Here is a 16,098-nt window from a genome sequence, read left to right on the forward strand (position 1 = left end):
TTAACCGTGTATTGCAGAGCTGATGATAATAGCCACCGCTATCATAAATGATGCGCATACAATGGCTAATGCAATGTTATGTTTTTCAATAATCTCTTTCCATAAATTTTCAGGAGTGATTTTTTCAATGATCCAAAAGGCGATCAATAATATAAGGATGCCTATTACCGAGTATACTATCGAGGCCACTATGTACTTGAAATTGATTAATTCGTGTAAGCTCATGATATTTAGTTTATTTATGATAAAATCTTCTTCCGCCGCTACTTGTGTGGCTGTTACTGTTATCGGTGTTTTTCTCCACTCTGCTTTCCCAGTATACCAAACCGGTATAACGGGCATACGCAAAATAGCCTACAATCAGCAAGGCAATAACCACGTAAAACCGTATAGTTTTAAATTCCATTATTCTCCGCCCTCCTCATAAGGTGAATAATCGCTGTTCAACCAGCGCTGTTTTTCATAATTCCTCATCCGGTACCAGCAATAAAGTGGATACAGGCAAAGTACCAGGCAGGTGATGATAAAGTTCATCCATGTGGCTATATTAGTAGTGATCCTTATCCGCAAACTGTTTTCTAATGGGTTACCTGACGCCGGATATATATTTAAATGATATTTACCCTGGGGAATGGAAGAAAGCAGAACAGTAGCGTTTTGCGAACCTTCGCTCCAGCTTTCGCCACCTTCATATCCGTGATAATATTCTATTCCCTCAGTTACCTCCCATGTTTGATTTGATTTTTCGTTCACCAGTACTATGGTCGCTTCAAGCCAGTTGTTATCAACAAAAGATTCAATGTCGAACTCGACAGCTGCCGATTTTTCATCAATATTAAACGCCGGTGTGGCAAAAGGCTTAAAGTCATCGCCGGTTTTAGTAGTATCGCGTGCAATACTGAAAGTTTCATCCATAACTACATTCTCGGGCTTCATGGTCATGGATATTACCTGAATTATAAGCAGCAGCGCGATTAATATACCTGTAAACCGCGACACGGTGTACCATCGGCTATAATGTTTTGAAAACTGGTTGGCGCCAATACCAATTTTCTCGGGGAATAGCTTTACGTCTATATTAAACGCTGTAGCAATTTCCGCCGGCTCGGTATATTCACCCAAGTAATGGTCAGCCAAACTGGTACCGGGTTTATCCTGCTCCTTGAAGATTATAAAGGGCGGGGCAACGAACTCAGCAGTCTTAATTTTTTCGTGTAACGGGTCCCAATCAAATTCCCCTATCAGGTTAGTTACAACAGCCGTGTATTTATTAAACAGCCCATACTCTATGTTGTTGTATTCAATAAAGTTCCAATTGTTCTTTCCTAATTTATCAAGCTCCGGATAAAACTCCTTTCCGGCTACAAAATTCCAATGCCCGTCGTATTCGGCCAGCGTTGCATAACCCTTTTCATAATTGTATAATATATATTCGCGCCAGCCATATATAGTATCTTTTTCCTTTTTTTGAAGAAACGCGATAATCTTAAAGGGGATACCTTTTAATACCCCTTCGCTGCCCAAGGGTATAACCGGCTGGATAGTTATTTTATTAGCCTGCTTTTGCGTAAGGGCTGTAGTATCAGTGATAAACCGGTTAAATGATTGACAGGAGGTACAAACATAAAACTCACTTCCGGCGGGATCATACAATGTCCGTATCTTACGGCAATTTGGGCAAGACACTTCTTCAGGCTCAGGAAAAGCTTTCAAGTTAGTTGTTGCCATCTGTTACCTGGTTATTTCGTTTTTTTGGTGTTCCACACCGTCAAAAAAGGCCAACACTTCCGCATAAAATTGTTTCACTTTATCCGAGTTGTCTTTCTGATAATTCGACAGAAAAATATCAAAGGTTGCCAGCCCAAATTCGGGCCAGGTATGTATTGACAAATGCGATTCTGTTAAGCAGATTACAGCCGTAAAGCCGCCGCCGTCAAACTCGTGATAAACCTCGCCGACCTTGCTTAGAGACAGTTTATCTATCAGTTTATTAAACAAAAACCTGCATGGTGAGCATGCCGAGAGGTACTCGGTTTTTGCTGTAGTAAATTCAGCTAAAATATGTAATCCGGGTTGATAAGGCATTTTAGTATATACCTCAAAAATATGAATTAATTCAATTCTTACATCATTATATTGAAGTTAGATGTTATTGGGATATTCTTAGTAGAACATCAAAATGTCTTCTCAACGAGATAGACCATAACTAAGTGAGAGTGCCTGTAAATCTTCCTTCAAATGGTTCGAGTTTAGTCCTGTTGGGGCTACCGTTCACAGCGAGCCCGAATAGGACTCGAACCAACTAAAGAGAAGCGGCAAATTGTTGCAAATTTAAAATGAGGTGGTTCGAAGAAAGTCCAATGGGGTTCACGAAGCCAAAGAGAACCCTTTGGTGTTCGAACCAAAATCTAAAATGCAAATTGGCGTAAATCTCTAAGGAAGTAATCCGAGAAGTGTCCAGTAAGGTCTAATCACTCTGATAGAATTCAGTTCGTATTCGAACTAATAATTCATCAGTTTTTTCAACATCCGGATTGTCAGGCAAATCAGCTTTGTTATATAAGTCTGTAATCTTTTCCATCTTATCTTCGACCATCTGCATTAGATCATCGAATTCAAACTCCCCACTGCGAATTTTAAGCAGAAAATCACGGTCACCGCGTTTGACGACTACCCGTTGATACAAGGCAATTTCTTCAGCCATGCTCAAAAGCCGAAAGGTGTGCATCATATTCTTGGCATCATAACTTTTGCCATGTGATAATGTACTTTGATATCGTTGTTCGTTCCGCTTCTCTTGCCATTCCACATACTCCTTATATTCACGGCAGTAAATAGAATAACTATCCTTATTAAAGTTCATCACGGCAATATTTCCTACTTCTTTAGGTATAGAACTTAATTGCACGTCATCAGCATCCGGGCCAGATGAAATTCCTTTAAGCCGCCCCACTGTTAACTGCGATTGATGGTACAGCAAGTAAACGTTTCTAAAATGATCCAGATTCACTAAGCCACATTCTTCCTGGCTGAAGCCATGTTTTTTTAGCCATTCTTTTAACGGGATACTGCCATTATTGTAGATCACAAAGCAAAAATCTAGTACAGATTTACGTTCGGCGTCTAGCGGTTTGTTTATCTTTTTATTTAATCCTCGGGCTTTTCTGATCTGTGTTTGAGCATATCCTGCGAATGTTTCCAGGCAAAGTTTCGACAGAAAATCCACAGGTTTGATCAAATCTATTAATGGGTGACGAAATAACACATGCTCCTTTGGTGTGCTTAACAATTCCAGTATGTTAGGGTTGTTCTTCGTTAGCAGTTCCAGGAAACGGCCTACCTCAAAATAAACTTCATCGTTAGATGCATTAGCTATTTGATCTTGCCGCTCAAAACCATATAACTGCTTTTGAGGCATAATAAATATCCCTTTCTTATCGATGTCAGAGCCAGCCACATTCAGGTTATAAGCCGTGCTGCCGCTAACACAATCTAATAATATCAGCTGCTTTTGCTGCTTTAGCTGCTCGTAAGTCATGGCTTTAAATACTTTCTAAAAACTTCATTCAATTCATCCGCATCTTTTTTATCTGATGGCATAAGCGGCATTTGTTCCTGGCAATTATTCAGGATATCAGTTAACCACTCGTTAAGCAATGCAACTGGCTTTATGAACGCCTTTTCATCTGCTGTTTTCTTTTGATCCAGCAAATCATCTATGCTCTTTTGAACTTTTTGATCGCTTATCAATACCCGCAGTTTATCAAACTCCATTGGAGGCACTGTCTGTTTTTCTACTATCCATTGGCAGGCCAAGGCAGGTCGCAGCGCATAAAAGTAACGCTTCAGCTTTACAATGTCGCTCTGCAGATCATCCCTAAGCGTATTGTTAGCCATGGATAAATAATGATTGCCACCTGAACGTAACGAAAAATACGCCGGCATTAAGCCTCGTAGTTCATTAGTAAAAATATTATCCTGATGATAAACGATAGGAGATTGCAGCCACTCATATAAAGGGCCATTAGATTTGAGAAACAGCTTTAAAGCTTTCTTCAAATCCCAGCCGCCGATATCCAATACCTCGTTAACCGGGAGGCCAACCACATCTGGCATTTCTGCAATGCTCAGATAATGGTTGACATTCCGGGCGTAAATAAAACGAACATCAAAGTCACTATCGGGCGAGGCAAAGCCCCATGCCCGACTGCCCGATTCGCAAGCGTACAGTATCCTTATATTTTCCGATTGCTCAAGTTCCGCTAACTTTTGCAGGATGATCTCTTTCATGTTCGTAAATTATTCATTTATAGTCTTGGATCTACCGGCTCACTTTCCATAGCCAGTACCCCAAATACACATTGATGCACACGCCTTAACGGTTCTTTATCAGTAAAGCGCTGCAAGCCTTCTATGCCCAAAGCAAACTCGCGCATGGCTAATCCTCTTTTGGCATTTAATCCGCGTGACTTTAGGCGGATGATGTTTTCAGGAGCAGTGTATTCCGGGCCATAAATGATCCGTAAATACTCTTTTCCCCTGATCTTGATAGCTGGCTGTATCAATCCTTTACCGTCTCTTTCAATAAAGTTATAAGGCTTAACCACCATTCCTTCTCCGCCTTTATCGGTTAAAGCTAACCACCATTCGGTTGCCTCATTAATGCTTGCTTCATTATTTAGTTCTACTATTTTGTAAGGCGTAGCTAACAATATTCCCGGATCTGCCTCGCAAACCTTTTTAATCTGCTCCATATGCCACTCATGGTTCTCGCTTGTCCAAAGTTTGCTTTCGGAAGCTAAGATGTGGAATGGCGCCAGTTTATAATCGTCCAGGCTGTTTACTGGCCAGCAATACTGCTGATATGCAGTAATAAACTGCTTACTTTCTTTTTGCCTCTCGCTGTATTCGGCTAACAGCGCTTCTCCGTTTGCATCTCTTTGAGTTAATTGTTTCAGCGCATCTATTACATCGTTCAGGGCGTGCCTTGCCGCGCTGCCTACAGCCGCATATTGCGTTTGTAGTAAGGCTTGCGCTTTAGCGCTCCACGGCATTAGTTCCGTATCTAAACAAACCCAATCTGTATGAAAAGTATCATAAAATCCTGAAGTGATGAGCGCCGCATTCAAACGTGCTAACAACGCCTGTTCGGTTACTTTGTCGTTGAAGAAGGCGCGACCTGTACGGGTATAAACCGTACCTATGCCTTCACCTGTAATACCAAATGCCTTGCTGATAGCTTCTTCATTTTTACCCACGATGACTACCGCCCTCGAACCCATGTGCTTTTCCTGGCATACCACTTTACTTATTCCGGCTGTTTTGTAATAGTCAAAAGCTTCGGTCGGAAACTCCAAATAATCGTCCAGCATGCTGGTTTTCGACGGGCTCATCGTAGGCGGCAAATAAATCAGCCATTTGGGATTGATAGCAAACCGGCTCATCAATTCTAATGCTGCAATCGCGTTTTCTTCCCTTATGGTGATGTTGCTCCCTAAGCGCGTTTCTACAATCTGTTTCCCGGTAAACTCAGCTATGTCCAACACATTGTCGTTTTCCTGTTGTATGGTTAAGTTGGCCATTTTGTCTTTACTATGCTGCAAAGGTCTTACCGGCTCACAGTAAACTTTAGCCGCTTTTACCGCAACCAATTCGCGTTCAGGATAGCGCAAGGCAGTTAATGATCCGCCAAACACACAGCCGGTGTCTATGTCGATAGTGTTATTGAGCCACTGCGCTTTAGGAACAGGCGTATGCCCGTAAACCACCATGGCCCTACCTTTATATTCAGCCGCCCAGTTAAGCCTAACAGGTAAACCAAATTCATCTATCTCACCGGTAGTTTCTCCGTACAGGCAAAACTCACGCACCGCGCCGGAACCGCGCCCTTGCATACTCTCTTTCAGCCCTGCATGGGCAACAACCAACTTCCCATTATCAAATACATAATGACTGATGAGCCCATCTAAAAACTTCCTGGCCTGATCCCTGAACTCTTGTGTTTCTACACTTAACTGATCAATGGATTCCTGTAAACCGTGTTTAGCCTGCACGTTCTTGCCGCTCAGCCAGCGCATCAGCTTAATATCGTGGTTGCCGGGAACACAATAAGCATTTCCCGTAGCAGTCATACTCATAACCAACTTTAATACTTCGGGCGTTTTAGGTCCGCGATCAACCAGGTCACCGGCAAATACAGCCTTCCGTCCGTGTGGATGAGCCCATGTTTCTCCGTTGTTACTGTAGCCTAAGTTTGCTAATAGCTCGGTAAGTTCGTCGTAGCAACCATGTACGTCGCCAATGATATCAAATGGTCCTGTTTCTTCCTTTTTGTTGTTGTATAAAGGATCACGTACAATACCGGTTATCGCATCAACTTCCTCTGGCGAGCGTAACTCAATGATATGGCGAAAGCCTTCATGTTTCAACTTTTTAAAGCTTCGTTTTAATTGCGAGATGTGCTGCGGAATCACATGTGCGCCGAAGTTGCGGTCGGGCCGTAAAGCGTTACGCTGCGCGCAAACCTTTTCGGGCATATTCAGTATAATGGCCACCGGCAGGCAATGGTATTCCCTTGCCAGTTTTACCCAATCTTTACGGGCTTCTTCCTGCACATTGGTGGCATCTATTACGGTTACCAGCCCATTCTTTAATCGTATACCGGCAATATATCTGGCCAGTGCAAAAGCATCTGCAGATGCCGATTGATTGTTCTCGTCATCACTTACAATGGCTCTACAAGTATCTGAAGATACGATCTCCGTGGCCTTGAAATGTTTTTTTGCAAATGAGGATTTTCCCGATCCGGTAGCGCCTATAAGTACCACTAAAGATAATTCGGGTATTTGTATAGTTTTATTAGTTGACATTATTTCTTTTTTAATGATTACACTAATTTTTCAACTGTCACATCGCGGCGGCTAAATACTGCCATCTGGCTTAATGCGCCAACTTCGGGGTCAACTTCTCCAACTGGTTTAAAGATCACGTTGTAATTGTATTTTACGGCCAGATCAGTACCCCAGCTTTCAAACTCCTTTCTTGTCCACTCAAAGCGGTGATCGTTATGGCGCATTTTACCTTCCTGGTAATCTGCAAAACGAACGTTGTATTCAGCATTAGGCGTGGTAATGACTATAGTGGTAGGTTTCGCAAACTCAAATACCGATCTTTCCAGTGCAGCTAACCGGGGCTCATCCAGATGTTCTATCACTTCGACCAATGCAGCTCCATCAAAGCCATCCAGCCGTTTGTCCCTGTATGTTAATGAGCCTTGAATCAACCTTACTCTTTGCAATTGTTTTTCCGGCAAGCGTTCAAGCTTCAATCTTTCTTTAGCGATCTCCAGGGAACGATAACTAACATCCATGCCCAAAACAAACTCAAACTGCTTTTCAGCTAATAACAGCTTAATGAGCTTACCTTCACCATAACCTAAATCGGCAACCCGCTTAGCACCGGCCAACAACAGCTCATCTTTAGCCGCGTGCAAGCGTAATTCGTGTATTCGTAATTGCGGCTCTTCAACATCTGTAGCTATTTCGGTCGTAGTTTCATTTTCTACTGCTTCTTCAGCCTCATCCTTGCTTAATAATATACCCAAAGCCTGATTAGCCAGCGACCGTTGGTTTTTTAAATACCTGCGAACTATTATTTCTTTAGCCGGATGCATCTCCAGCCAGTCTTTACCCTTGGCAAATAACTTCTCCACTTCTTCCTGGTTAACCCAATAATGCTTGTCGTTATCGCATACAGGTATAAGCACGTACAAGTGTGAAAGCAGTTGCTGTAAAGTAAGCCTGTTGCTTAACTCCACTGTAAAGTATCGGCTATTGCCCCATTCAGGAAAAGCTGGGTCAAGCGGATGTTGTGTGGCACTCACCTGGTAACCCAAGGGCTCAAACAATGATCTTAGTATATCCTCGCCACCCTTTACCGGTAATACAGATAATTTGACAGTAAAGTGCATGGCTACATCTCCCAGTTCCGGTTTATCCTTACATCTGCCATTAAGGGCCGATGAATAGGCTTTGGCAATAGCAGCACTCATAAAAGAACTTGCCACGTATGGTCTGTCGTTAACATATTGCTCCAGCGCAAAATCGTTGCCTTTAGGACCGGCGCTTCTTACCAATCCCACAGGGTCAATATCCAGCAATAAAGCGGCTGTGCATTTAAGCTGGTTTACTTCAGGGTAAAAAATATGCACTTTGCCTGCCGATATATCAACTGATTGAATTTTACCCGGATGCTTGTGCAATAAATAGCTCAGATCATCAGCCGGGAAGTGTGTAGTAGATATGGTTAGTAACATTAGTTTAAGTTTAAACCGTTAAAATAATTATTCTCATCAATGTGGCGTGCATGCCCTCTTTATTAGCAATGCACGCTTTCAACACCACAAAGCTGAGGCGCAAGTGCGCAGCCTTTTTGCGCAGTGAAAAAATAATTACCATATTTATTAAAATATTTTCCGATGCCTGTTAACCGTAACGCTCTTATCCGCTATCGTACCATAGACAACTGCTTACAGAACCATTACCGTAAATGGACGCTTGATGATCTGATAGATGCCTGCTCGGATGCCTTGTATGAATTTGAGGGCATCGATAAGGGCGTGAGCCGACGGTCTGTACAAGCGGATATTGAAATGATGCGCAGTAACAAATTGGGTTATGAGGCGCCCATTATTGTGGTGGACCGGAAATATTATACCTATGCTGACAAAAATTACAGCATCACCAACAGTCCTATCAGCCAGCAAGACATGCAGGTACTAAGCGAAGTATCCGGTTTGCTGAAGCAATTTAAAGGCTTTAACCATTTTACAGATCTGAACGAAATGGTGAGTAAGCTGGAAGACAAGATCTATTCTCAAAAAACGCATAGTCCGCCGGTGATCGACTTTGAAAAAAATAATAACTTAAAAGGATTAGAATACATTGAAGGTATCCGTAAGGCCATCGTGGCTAAGAAAACGCTTTGCTTAACCTACCAATCTTTCAAAGCACGGGAAGCCAGTACATTTTGTTTTAGTGCTTATTTGTTAAAGGAATACCGCAACCGCTGGTTTGTGTTGGGAGTACCGCATAAAAACAGAGGGCATCTGTTAAACCTTGCGCTTGACCGGATACGATCCATAGAAGAGCATGATGAAAAATATAGGGAGAATAGAATTATAGACTTGACTATTTATTACAATGATGTGATCGGCGTTACTAAATCCCCTGGACAACGTGATTGTGAAGTAGTTTTCTGGATCGATAATGCCAACGCACCTTATGTAATAACCAAGCCGCTGCATCATACGCAAAAGCTATTAGGTGAAGAAAATGAGGGTAAGGTTTTTAGTATCAAAGTGATCCTTAATTTCGAGTTAGAACGAGAACTATTAGGGTTTGGTTCGAAAATCAAAGTTCTTCGTCCGAGAATCCTAGTCAAGCAATTAAAAGCGCAACTGCAAAAAACGCTTGACCGGTATCATTTGCAGGAACAATCAATGGTGGCTTCTCAAGTTAGGCCCGAAGACCTCACTACTTAAGTGTTTAGCAAACGAAGTAAACTAGCATTGGCACGTATCAAGCAGCGAAATAATTGTTATATGGTAGCTCGGTTAGAAGATATTCAATACCGAATTTAACAGTAATAATCATTTTGGGAAACAAAGCGAAAGCATAATAAATTTGGTCGTTAGGACTTAATTTGTTATTTTGGTATCTATATAAACTCGATTAATTGACAGCAAAATATTCGGTTAACACAACGGTTAACAGATGATTGAGAGAAATATAACTCGTTGAATATAAGGTTAAAATGTTAAGCCGATACGGTTCCGTCCATCTTTGAACTTAGCAGTCAAGTAGTGCCAAAGCAAGTCTGACAGAATTTAAACTTTCATATACTAACTATCCTTATTTATTCAACTTTCTCGAATGGATAAGAACACAACATTTCAAACTAAATTACTCAAAAACGCGGACGATTCTATCTAAACATAGTATTTTCATTATATTTGAATGTCAAGCAAAACTAAGTACCAAACTGAGTACCAAGTCTTTTTTGAAAATTGAATTGTATTGATAATTAGCTATATACAGCAGAAGGTTCGAATCCTGTTGCTCCCACAATATAAAGCCCTTCAGAGAAGTCTGAGGGGCTTTTTTGTTGAATGAAGGTTTTGTAAAACGCCTTTATCCTTTCAGAATGTTCGCGCATTGTTCGCACAACGTTAGCGCATGAGGTGACCAAGAAACTCAAACCCTATGGTTACCTACAAAATCTTGTTAGATACAAGACGAGCCAAATCAGATGGCACCTATTCAGTGATGATCAGAATTATCCACGACAGGAAGAATACTACCTTCAACACAGGAGTATTTTTAACAGATATTCCTGTTCATGCTTAACAGTTTCAAGTTTTATAGCAAGCTTCTCCAACTGGCAACGGCCCAGGTCGGTGACAGGCTTCTGTTTCTTCCCTTTCGGGTTGGCGGGCTTCCGAATCGCCCGTTAGGGAGCTATATTAACAGCACCTTAATGGTCTCGAACCAACTATTTAAAATGCGAAAGCTCTTAAATTTTGCAGAAAATAGTTCCAGAACCAGTAAGGGCTACGTGATTAAATAGCCCGAAGCAAGATCAAACTATTAACAGTTAGTAACGAGTTGTTGCATATCAACCATGAAATGGTTCGAGTTTAGTCCTGTCGGGGCTACCTTTCTAAGCGAGCCCGAATAGGACTCGAACCAATTAAAAAGTAGCGGCAAATTGTTGCAAATTTAAAATGAGGTGGTTCGAAAAAGTCCAATGGGGTTCTTCATAAAGTGTGAAACCTCATTGGACTTTTTCGAACCACCTTCTTAATAATTTGAAGACTATTGAAAACAATTGAATATAAGTACGAATTGTCTTGATTGCGCTATAATTTATCACATCAATCGACTGATCAATATGGTTGTAACTTAACTTGCTGCTGTAGTATCATCGTTTTTCACAAACGATTTTATTTATTACTAGTTGCATCGGTGTCCTCATTGTCATCAGAACTATACTTGTGGCTTTTAGCTTCTATTTTTTACCAAAAAATCTTGGGTAGTATGAAAGAGATACCATAAAATATCGCCGCAATACTGATTGATTTCCTCTTGTGATATAATTACCACCAGCATAATTAATAACGCTAGAATTTTGATGAAGTAAATCTAAAGCTGAAAATTTCAATTCTGTGCTTTTATCTTTAAGAAGCTTATATTTAATATAAGCGTTCCATATAGTAAAATTAACATTCTCCCCAATGGAAGCACTGTTATGGTCTACCGTTACATTTGTATTAATGGTAAGGCGATCAAAAATATTGTAATTTATTCATCATTTTTGAAACGGGAAACAACAAATTTGAGACATCAGCACACTTTCTGCCTAAAATGCCATTGTTGCACTTCCTTGAAAAACATAACACAACTAAAATTAAAGTATGTGGCCAATCCTTATTTTATAGAACAACCTATACTTTTTTATCAAACTTTTATTATTCTAAAAGACGAAACAGAGCATTCAATTTCAGTAGGTTACGAATACGAAAAATTGGGCAATGGTTACAATTTAAATCGAGTATCTAAATAAGATACCTATTAGATTGGCTTTTCAAAGTTAATTTTGGCCTTTAAACAGTCCGACCTTTAGGAGTGAATGATAGGTTACAATCGTATAATTCTTAATTAACTTCCTGCTGAAAACAAAGGTTTTCGCGTTATGGGCGGTTCGAGCACGTAGCCTTGTGCCGTAAATAAATCCCAAACTGGACACGAACCATTTCAAACAGATGGCTTAACTCTCTTGAATTCGCAATAAATTGGTTCGAAGAAAGTCCCATGGGGTTCTCCTTGACTTCGTGAACCCTTTGGTGTTCGAACCGTTTATTCAAAATGCAAAAGCAAGTAAATCTTGCAAAATGGCGGTAAGGTCTTTAAACGGTCGGATTACATGTATTGAGAAAGCATCCCTGAGGATTCATGGATTATAGCTTAAAAGTACGTGTATACGCTGCTGACAGAGGGATTACCTGTGCTCCAAGGTGCAACTGGTGGCGTTCGGCACGTTGTACTTTAAGCCGGTTTATTATGAATGAGCGGTGCACGCGGATAAATTGGTCAGACGGTAATAGTGCAATCGCGTCAGTCATTGTGAGGCGCGATAATATGGCGCGGTCGTCACTCAGTACAAAGCGCATATAATTGCCCGCACTCTCGAGGTACAAGACCTCATCAAACATCAGGCGTATTTGCTCATATCCCGATCGGATAAAAATATGGTTAGGTATAATCGTTTCGTGTTGGTGCTTCAATTGGTCGTTCGCTTTATGGCAGGCTTTCAAAAACCGGGGGAAAGCGAATGGCTTAAGCAGGTAATCAACCGCGTCAAGCTCATAGCTTTGCACGGCGTGTTCGGCATAGGCGGTAGTAAATATCACCATGGGCTTTTGCTTCAGGCTTTGCATCAGTTCCATCCCGGTAATGTCGGGCATTTTAATATCCAGAAACAGCAGCTGTACGCTGTTCTTTGCCAGGTAATCTATCGCCTCAAACGGATTGGTAAAATAGCCATTCATCTGCAAAAATGGCACTTTGCCCGCGTGCGATCGTATCACCTCGAGGGCAAAGGGCTCATCATCAATAGCTATGGCTTTTAACATTTACAGGTATTTTTCAATCTGGCGGTAAAGTTCAACGCCGTCACTTGGCCGTTTGGCCAGGGGTTCAACAAGCTTGCCGTTTTTGTCAAATATAAAATATGTAGGATAGAAATTCTGTTTATCTTTTTGGCCGGGCAGCAATTCCTCCCAAAATAGTAAAATCTGTTCATTATTTTTACGTAAATGGTAGCCCGTTATACCATTTACGGCAATAAATTCACGCCATCGCTTATCTTGAATATCATTGTCCATATCCATGTATACAAAAACAACATCCTTGCCTTTAAAATGTTGTTTCAGCGCCGGGTTGTGTTTAATTTCTTCTTTACAAGGCCCGCACCAAGTACCCCAAACGTCCAGGTATACCACTTTGCCTTTAAGCGATGCTATCACCTGATTGATAGAGGTCATTTTTTCAAACCCGTCAATAATATGAATATCACCGTTACCCTGGTTGGCGGCCAGCGCAGCGCGCAGATTGTTTACCATACCTGTAAGTTTAGGCAGATATTTACTATTCGGGAAATTCGTCGTCATCTCGTTCATTAGCGGTAAAGTGTATGTTATATCTTTTTCATAACATTGAACTACAATGGCCTGTGCAAGCCACGATTCGGCTACCCGTTTATCATAAGTGTTGCGTACGGGTAACCAATGCAAAAACATAGTTCCATTTCTTTTTGCAAGGTTTATTCCGCTGTCAGCTGTAATATTATAATATTTTAGTACGCTTTTTTTGCCGGTGGCTTTGTCGGCCTCAATTTGCAGGTATGTCTCCCCTTCCATCCGCGCTCCATTAGCGTTGGCCATTTGGTAAAACATCGGCCCTGCCGGAAAAACTTCGGGCGTCATGGAGACATGTTCATAAATCGTCAGAAAAAATTGGGCAAGGGTTTCCCTGTTTTTACCGGTTGAGCGGCCAAAGTGCACTAACTGTACTATGGCTTCAGATTTTACTTCCTGTGCAATCAGCGCTTTTGTGGCCGGGGGTATTTTCGCGGCGTTTATTTTAGCGAGTTTTTCATCACGGATAGCAAACCATGGCTTAATCACCCTTTCCTGTTGGTCTTCGTTACTGTATTTTGCAAAAGGGTTATCTTTCCCGAAACCTTTGCCAAAAAATGGTATTTCATCCATTTTTAGTTCATACAGCAACTGGTTCTCAACTGAGGCGCTCCCTTTAAAATGGCTCAAAACAGTATCTCTTAAATTGATGCGGAAGGATACCGCTTTACCAGGTGTAAGCAGCAACGTAGTTTTTATGCCATGATATTCAAACGTAGCAAACTTTTGTTCAGACACATCAATCAGCTTGCTGAAATTCCCTTTATTATCAACATTAATGATGATGTTATTTTCGCGATAATAACCATATACGAACGGTATGTTAATAGTAATGGAATCGGCCCCGGCCGCGCCGGGTACGCTGCCGCTGAGCCTGAACTGGGCCATGCAGTTAAAGGCGGTTAACAGTACAAGGCAAAGTATTATTAGTTTTTTCATAGTAATTTTATGGTTAGGTGGATAAAAAATTCTTTTGTGGTTTGGCGTATCACCAGTTCGTGCCGTTGCGGGTACAGATGATGCAGCCGTTGTTTCACATTTTCCAGCCCGATGCCTGAGCGTTCACGCTCAGGGTCGATAGACGAATGCGCGTGGACGCTGTTGTACACATCAAGCTGTAATTCATCGTTGCTAAGACTTACGCTGATATTGATCCATGAGCGTTCGCGAAGGCTGATACCGTGCTTATAAGCGTTCTCTACAAAAGGTATCAGCAACATGGGCGCTACCTGGTAGTAGCCTTCAATGTCGGGTATGGCAACATCGATGCTGATAACGGGCGATGTGGAGATACGCAGGTTTTGCAAGTCAATATAATTTTTCAGGTAATCGAGCTCGCGGCTAAGCGCTATTTTGTCCTGTGTATTTTCGTGCAGCATAAAGCGCATCATGTCGCCCAGTTTCTGTATGCCTTCGCCTGTTTTTTCGGCCTGTTCGCTAAGCGCGGTGCCATACAGTGTATTCAGCGCGTTGAACAGGAAATGCGGGTTTATTTGCGACCGTAGAAATTGCAGGTTGGCCGTTGAAGTACTCAGTCCGCTGCGCAAATCACTCAATTCGGTTTCACGGCTTTTACGATGCGAATGCACAGCTAATGACAGCGGAACAATCAGTAATTGCTGCCCCAGGCAAAATGCCATAAACATAGCCGGCCAGTTATTGCCGCCGTTAGTACCCTTGAAAGTAAAAATGCCTATAAGCGGAGCGCTAACTAATAAGGAAACAATGAACAGTTGCGTCCAGAATAGTGGGCTTTTTAATTTGCTTTTAAGTAACCAATGCACTAAAACCGCATGATTAATGAAAGCCCCCGGTACTATCAGCAAAAAGAAAAAGCCAACCGCGTCGGTTACATGAAACAACACTGCCGGTACCAGTAACAGCAGCCAGAAGAATATGAAATAAAATATATCGTTATAAATGAGTTTTTTATCTCGCGAAAGATTGGATTGATGATTTGTTTGATACCAAGAAACTACGCGTTTAATCACCTGGTATGCTGCCAGCAATCCGAAAATATTCACAGTTGTTTTAAACTGTTCGAATATCGCCGTCATTACAACGGTGCTTTTGTAAGGCTCTTTATACCAGCTGATAAATACCAGCGCTATCCATACCACAATAAAAACCGGCAGAACGGTTAATATCGCCTTGCCAACTTTCCTCTCGTTAATTAAACGGTTTGGCAAACCTGTGGCTGCATATAAAAATGACAAGTATAAGCACAAATACCAGCAAACTTCGGGTATAAAATAATTGATAAGAATGTCAAAATACAGTCCATGCGACCGAAATTCGGCACCGAAATTTCCTGCAAAATCAGGTTGACTGTAGTAAAGTATAGTGATATTAATGGGCTGATAAATACAGATCAGCATTAGCATTGTCGTAATAAAAATTTCAGCGTGTTTAATTTTCATGCTGCAAGCTTACGTTTGCCTTGCCTGCTTAGAAAATAAATGTGACGGAAGTGCTGAAAAATGTGACGAAATATAATTTCACGGTCTAACATCGATTAATGGATGTACTCTGTTGTTAAAAAGCCAACTAACGTAACTCTATCAAAAAATACTTCGAGAAAAGTCCAGTAAATTCCACTATTCCGTAGCGAGATTGAACTCGTCAAAAATGTAATTATGGAATCTTATTTTTACAGCAACTTAAGCCTGAATAAACTCCATATTCTATCAAATATTTCTTATATTAGAATCAACATAATCTCAATTAATAGAGAGCAAATTATTCGGTTAACACAACGGTTAACAAATGATTGCGAGAAATTAACTCGTTGAATATAAGGTTTAAAATTTAAGATGGAGCGGTCCCGTCCAAGTTTGCACTTT

At 41.2% G+C, this 16,098-nt stretch carries 13 protein-coding genes; 2 read left to right on the forward strand and 11 right to left on the reverse strand.

Going from position 1 to position 16,098, the window contains the following annotated elements:
* The 8 genes from ABD960_RS16535 to ABD960_RS16570 form a co-directional block, all read right to left on the reverse strand.
* Window positions 1-225, reverse strand: coding sequence for a DUF350 domain-containing protein (locus ABD960_RS16535; protein ID WP_345332617.1), 225 nt, complete (start codon window positions 223-225; stop codon window positions 1-3).
* 10 nt (window positions 226-235) lie between these two features.
* Window positions 236-406, reverse strand: a complete 171-nt coding sequence (locus ABD960_RS16540) for a hypothetical protein (protein WP_345332619.1) — start codon at window positions 404-406, stop codon at window positions 236-238.
* A complete protein-coding gene (locus ABD960_RS16545; protein ID WP_345332621.1) occupies window positions 406-1,728 on the reverse strand; it encodes a DUF4178 domain-containing protein in 1,323 nt (440 codons plus the stop codon). Before ABD960_RS16545 ends, ABD960_RS16540 begins: the two co-directional genes overlap by 1 nt.
* Before the next feature lie 3 nt (window positions 1,729-1,731).
* Complete coding sequence (locus ABD960_RS16550; protein ID WP_345332624.1) at window positions 1,732-2,085, reverse strand: S-adenosylmethionine decarboxylase family protein; 354 nt, start codon at window positions 2,083-2,085, stop codon at window positions 1,732-1,734.
* A 382-nt stretch (window positions 2,086-2,467) separates the two neighbouring features.
* Window positions 2,468-3,538 (reverse strand): DNA polymerase beta superfamily protein, encoded by a 1,071-nt coding sequence (locus ABD960_RS16555; RefSeq protein ID WP_345332626.1) that lies wholly within the window; start codon window positions 3,536-3,538, stop codon window positions 2,468-2,470.
* The gene (locus ABD960_RS16560; protein ID WP_345332629.1) at window positions 3,535-4,290 is read right to left on the reverse strand and encodes a nucleotidyltransferase domain-containing protein; all 756 of its coding nucleotides are present in this window, start codon (window positions 4,288-4,290) and stop codon (window positions 3,535-3,537) included. The genes ABD960_RS16555 and ABD960_RS16560 overlap by 4 nt, the downstream gene beginning before the upstream one ends.
* A gap of 17 nt (window positions 4,291-4,307) precedes the next feature.
* Window positions 4,308-6,869 carry a polynucleotide kinase-phosphatase gene (locus tag ABD960_RS16565; RefSeq protein WP_345332632.1) on the reverse strand — a complete coding sequence of 854 codons (2,562 nt, stop codon included), beginning with the start codon at window positions 6,867-6,869 and terminating at the stop codon, window positions 4,308-4,310.
* A gap of 17 nt (window positions 6,870-6,886) precedes the next feature.
* Window positions 6,887-8,314 carry a 3' terminal RNA ribose 2'-O-methyltransferase Hen1 gene (locus ABD960_RS16570; protein WP_345332635.1) on the reverse strand — a complete coding sequence of 476 codons (1,428 nt, stop codon included), beginning with the start codon at window positions 8,312-8,314 and terminating at the stop codon, window positions 6,887-6,889.
* 162 nt (window positions 8,315-8,476) lie between these two features.
* Here ABD960_RS16570 and ABD960_RS16575 point away from each other — a divergent pair, with 162 nt between their 5' ends.
* Window positions 8,477-9,541, forward strand: a complete 1,065-nt coding sequence (locus tag ABD960_RS16575; protein ID WP_345332637.1) for a helix-turn-helix transcriptional regulator — start codon at window positions 8,477-8,479, stop codon at window positions 9,539-9,541.
* A 721-nt stretch (window positions 9,542-10,262) separates the two neighbouring features.
* A complete protein-coding gene (locus ABD960_RS21025; protein WP_425563475.1) occupies window positions 10,263-10,406 on the forward strand; it encodes an Arm DNA-binding domain-containing protein in 144 nt (47 codons plus the stop codon).
* Between the two features lie 1,610 nt (window positions 10,407-12,016).
* Here ABD960_RS21025 and ABD960_RS16580 read toward each other — a convergent pair.
* From ABD960_RS16580 to ABD960_RS16590, 3 genes are read right to left on the reverse strand one after another with little or no spacing between them, the layout of a single operon-like run.
* Window positions 12,017-12,691 (reverse strand): LytR/AlgR family response regulator transcription factor, encoded by a 675-nt coding sequence (locus tag ABD960_RS16580; protein ID WP_345332640.1) that lies wholly within the window; start codon window positions 12,689-12,691, stop codon window positions 12,017-12,019.
* Window positions 12,692-14,194, reverse strand: a complete 1,503-nt coding sequence (locus ABD960_RS16585; protein ID WP_345332643.1) for a TlpA family protein disulfide reductase — start codon at window positions 14,192-14,194, stop codon at window positions 12,692-12,694. It abuts the gene before it with no gap.
* Window positions 14,191-15,675 (reverse strand): sensor histidine kinase, encoded by a 1,485-nt coding sequence (locus tag ABD960_RS16590; protein ID WP_345332646.1) that lies wholly within the window; start codon window positions 15,673-15,675, stop codon window positions 14,191-14,193. The genes ABD960_RS16585 and ABD960_RS16590 overlap by 4 nt, the downstream gene beginning before the upstream one ends.
* Window positions 15,676-16,098 lie beyond the last annotated feature (423 nt).

It is taken from the genome of Mucilaginibacter defluvii (genome assembly GCF_039543225.1).
GTDB lineage: Bacteria > Bacteroidota > Bacteroidia > Sphingobacteriales > Sphingobacteriaceae > Mucilaginibacter > Mucilaginibacter defluvii.

Coding starts and splice junctions, on each gene's coding strand:
- ABD960_RS16535 (WP_345332617.1), bottom strand. CDS start 225: ATGAGCTTACACGAATTAATCAATTTCAAGTACATAGTGGCCTCGATA.
- ABD960_RS16575 (WP_345332637.1), top strand. CDS start 8,477: ATGCCTGTTAACCGTAACGCTCTTATCCGCTATCGTACCATAGACAAC.
- ABD960_RS16550 (WP_345332624.1), bottom strand. CDS start 2,085: ATGCCTTATCAACCCGGATTACATATTTTAGCTGAATTTACTACAGCA.
- ABD960_RS16555 (WP_345332626.1), bottom strand. CDS start 3,538: ATGACTTACGAGCAGCTAAAGCAGCAAAAGCAGCTGATATTATTAGAT.
- ABD960_RS16565 (WP_345332632.1), bottom strand. CDS start 6,869: ATGTCAACTAATAAAACTATACAAATACCCGAATTATCTTTAGTGGTA.
- ABD960_RS21025 (WP_425563475.1), top strand. CDS start 10,263: ATGGTTACCTACAAAATCTTGTTAGATACAAGACGAGCCAAATCAGAT.
- ABD960_RS16580 (WP_345332640.1), bottom strand. CDS start 12,691: ATGTTAAAAGCCATAGCTATTGATGATGAGCCCTTTGCCCTCGAGGTG.
- ABD960_RS16545 (WP_345332621.1), bottom strand. CDS start 1,728: ATGGCAACAACTAACTTGAAAGCTTTTCCTGAGCCTGAAGAAGTGTCT.
- ABD960_RS16560 (WP_345332629.1), bottom strand. CDS start 4,290: ATGAAAGAGATCATCCTGCAAAAGTTAGCGGAACTTGAGCAATCGGAA.
- ABD960_RS16585 (WP_345332643.1), bottom strand. CDS start 14,194: ATGAAAAAACTAATAATACTTTGCCTTGTACTGTTAACCGCCTTTAAC.
- ABD960_RS16570 (WP_345332635.1), bottom strand. CDS start 8,314: ATGTTACTAACCATATCTACTACACACTTCCCGGCTGATGATCTGAGC.
- ABD960_RS16540 (WP_345332619.1), bottom strand. CDS start 406: ATGGAATTTAAAACTATACGGTTTTACGTGGTTATTGCCTTGCTGATT.
- ABD960_RS16590 (WP_345332646.1), bottom strand. CDS start 15,675: ATGAAAATTAAACACGCTGAAATTTTTATTACGACAATGCTAATGCTG.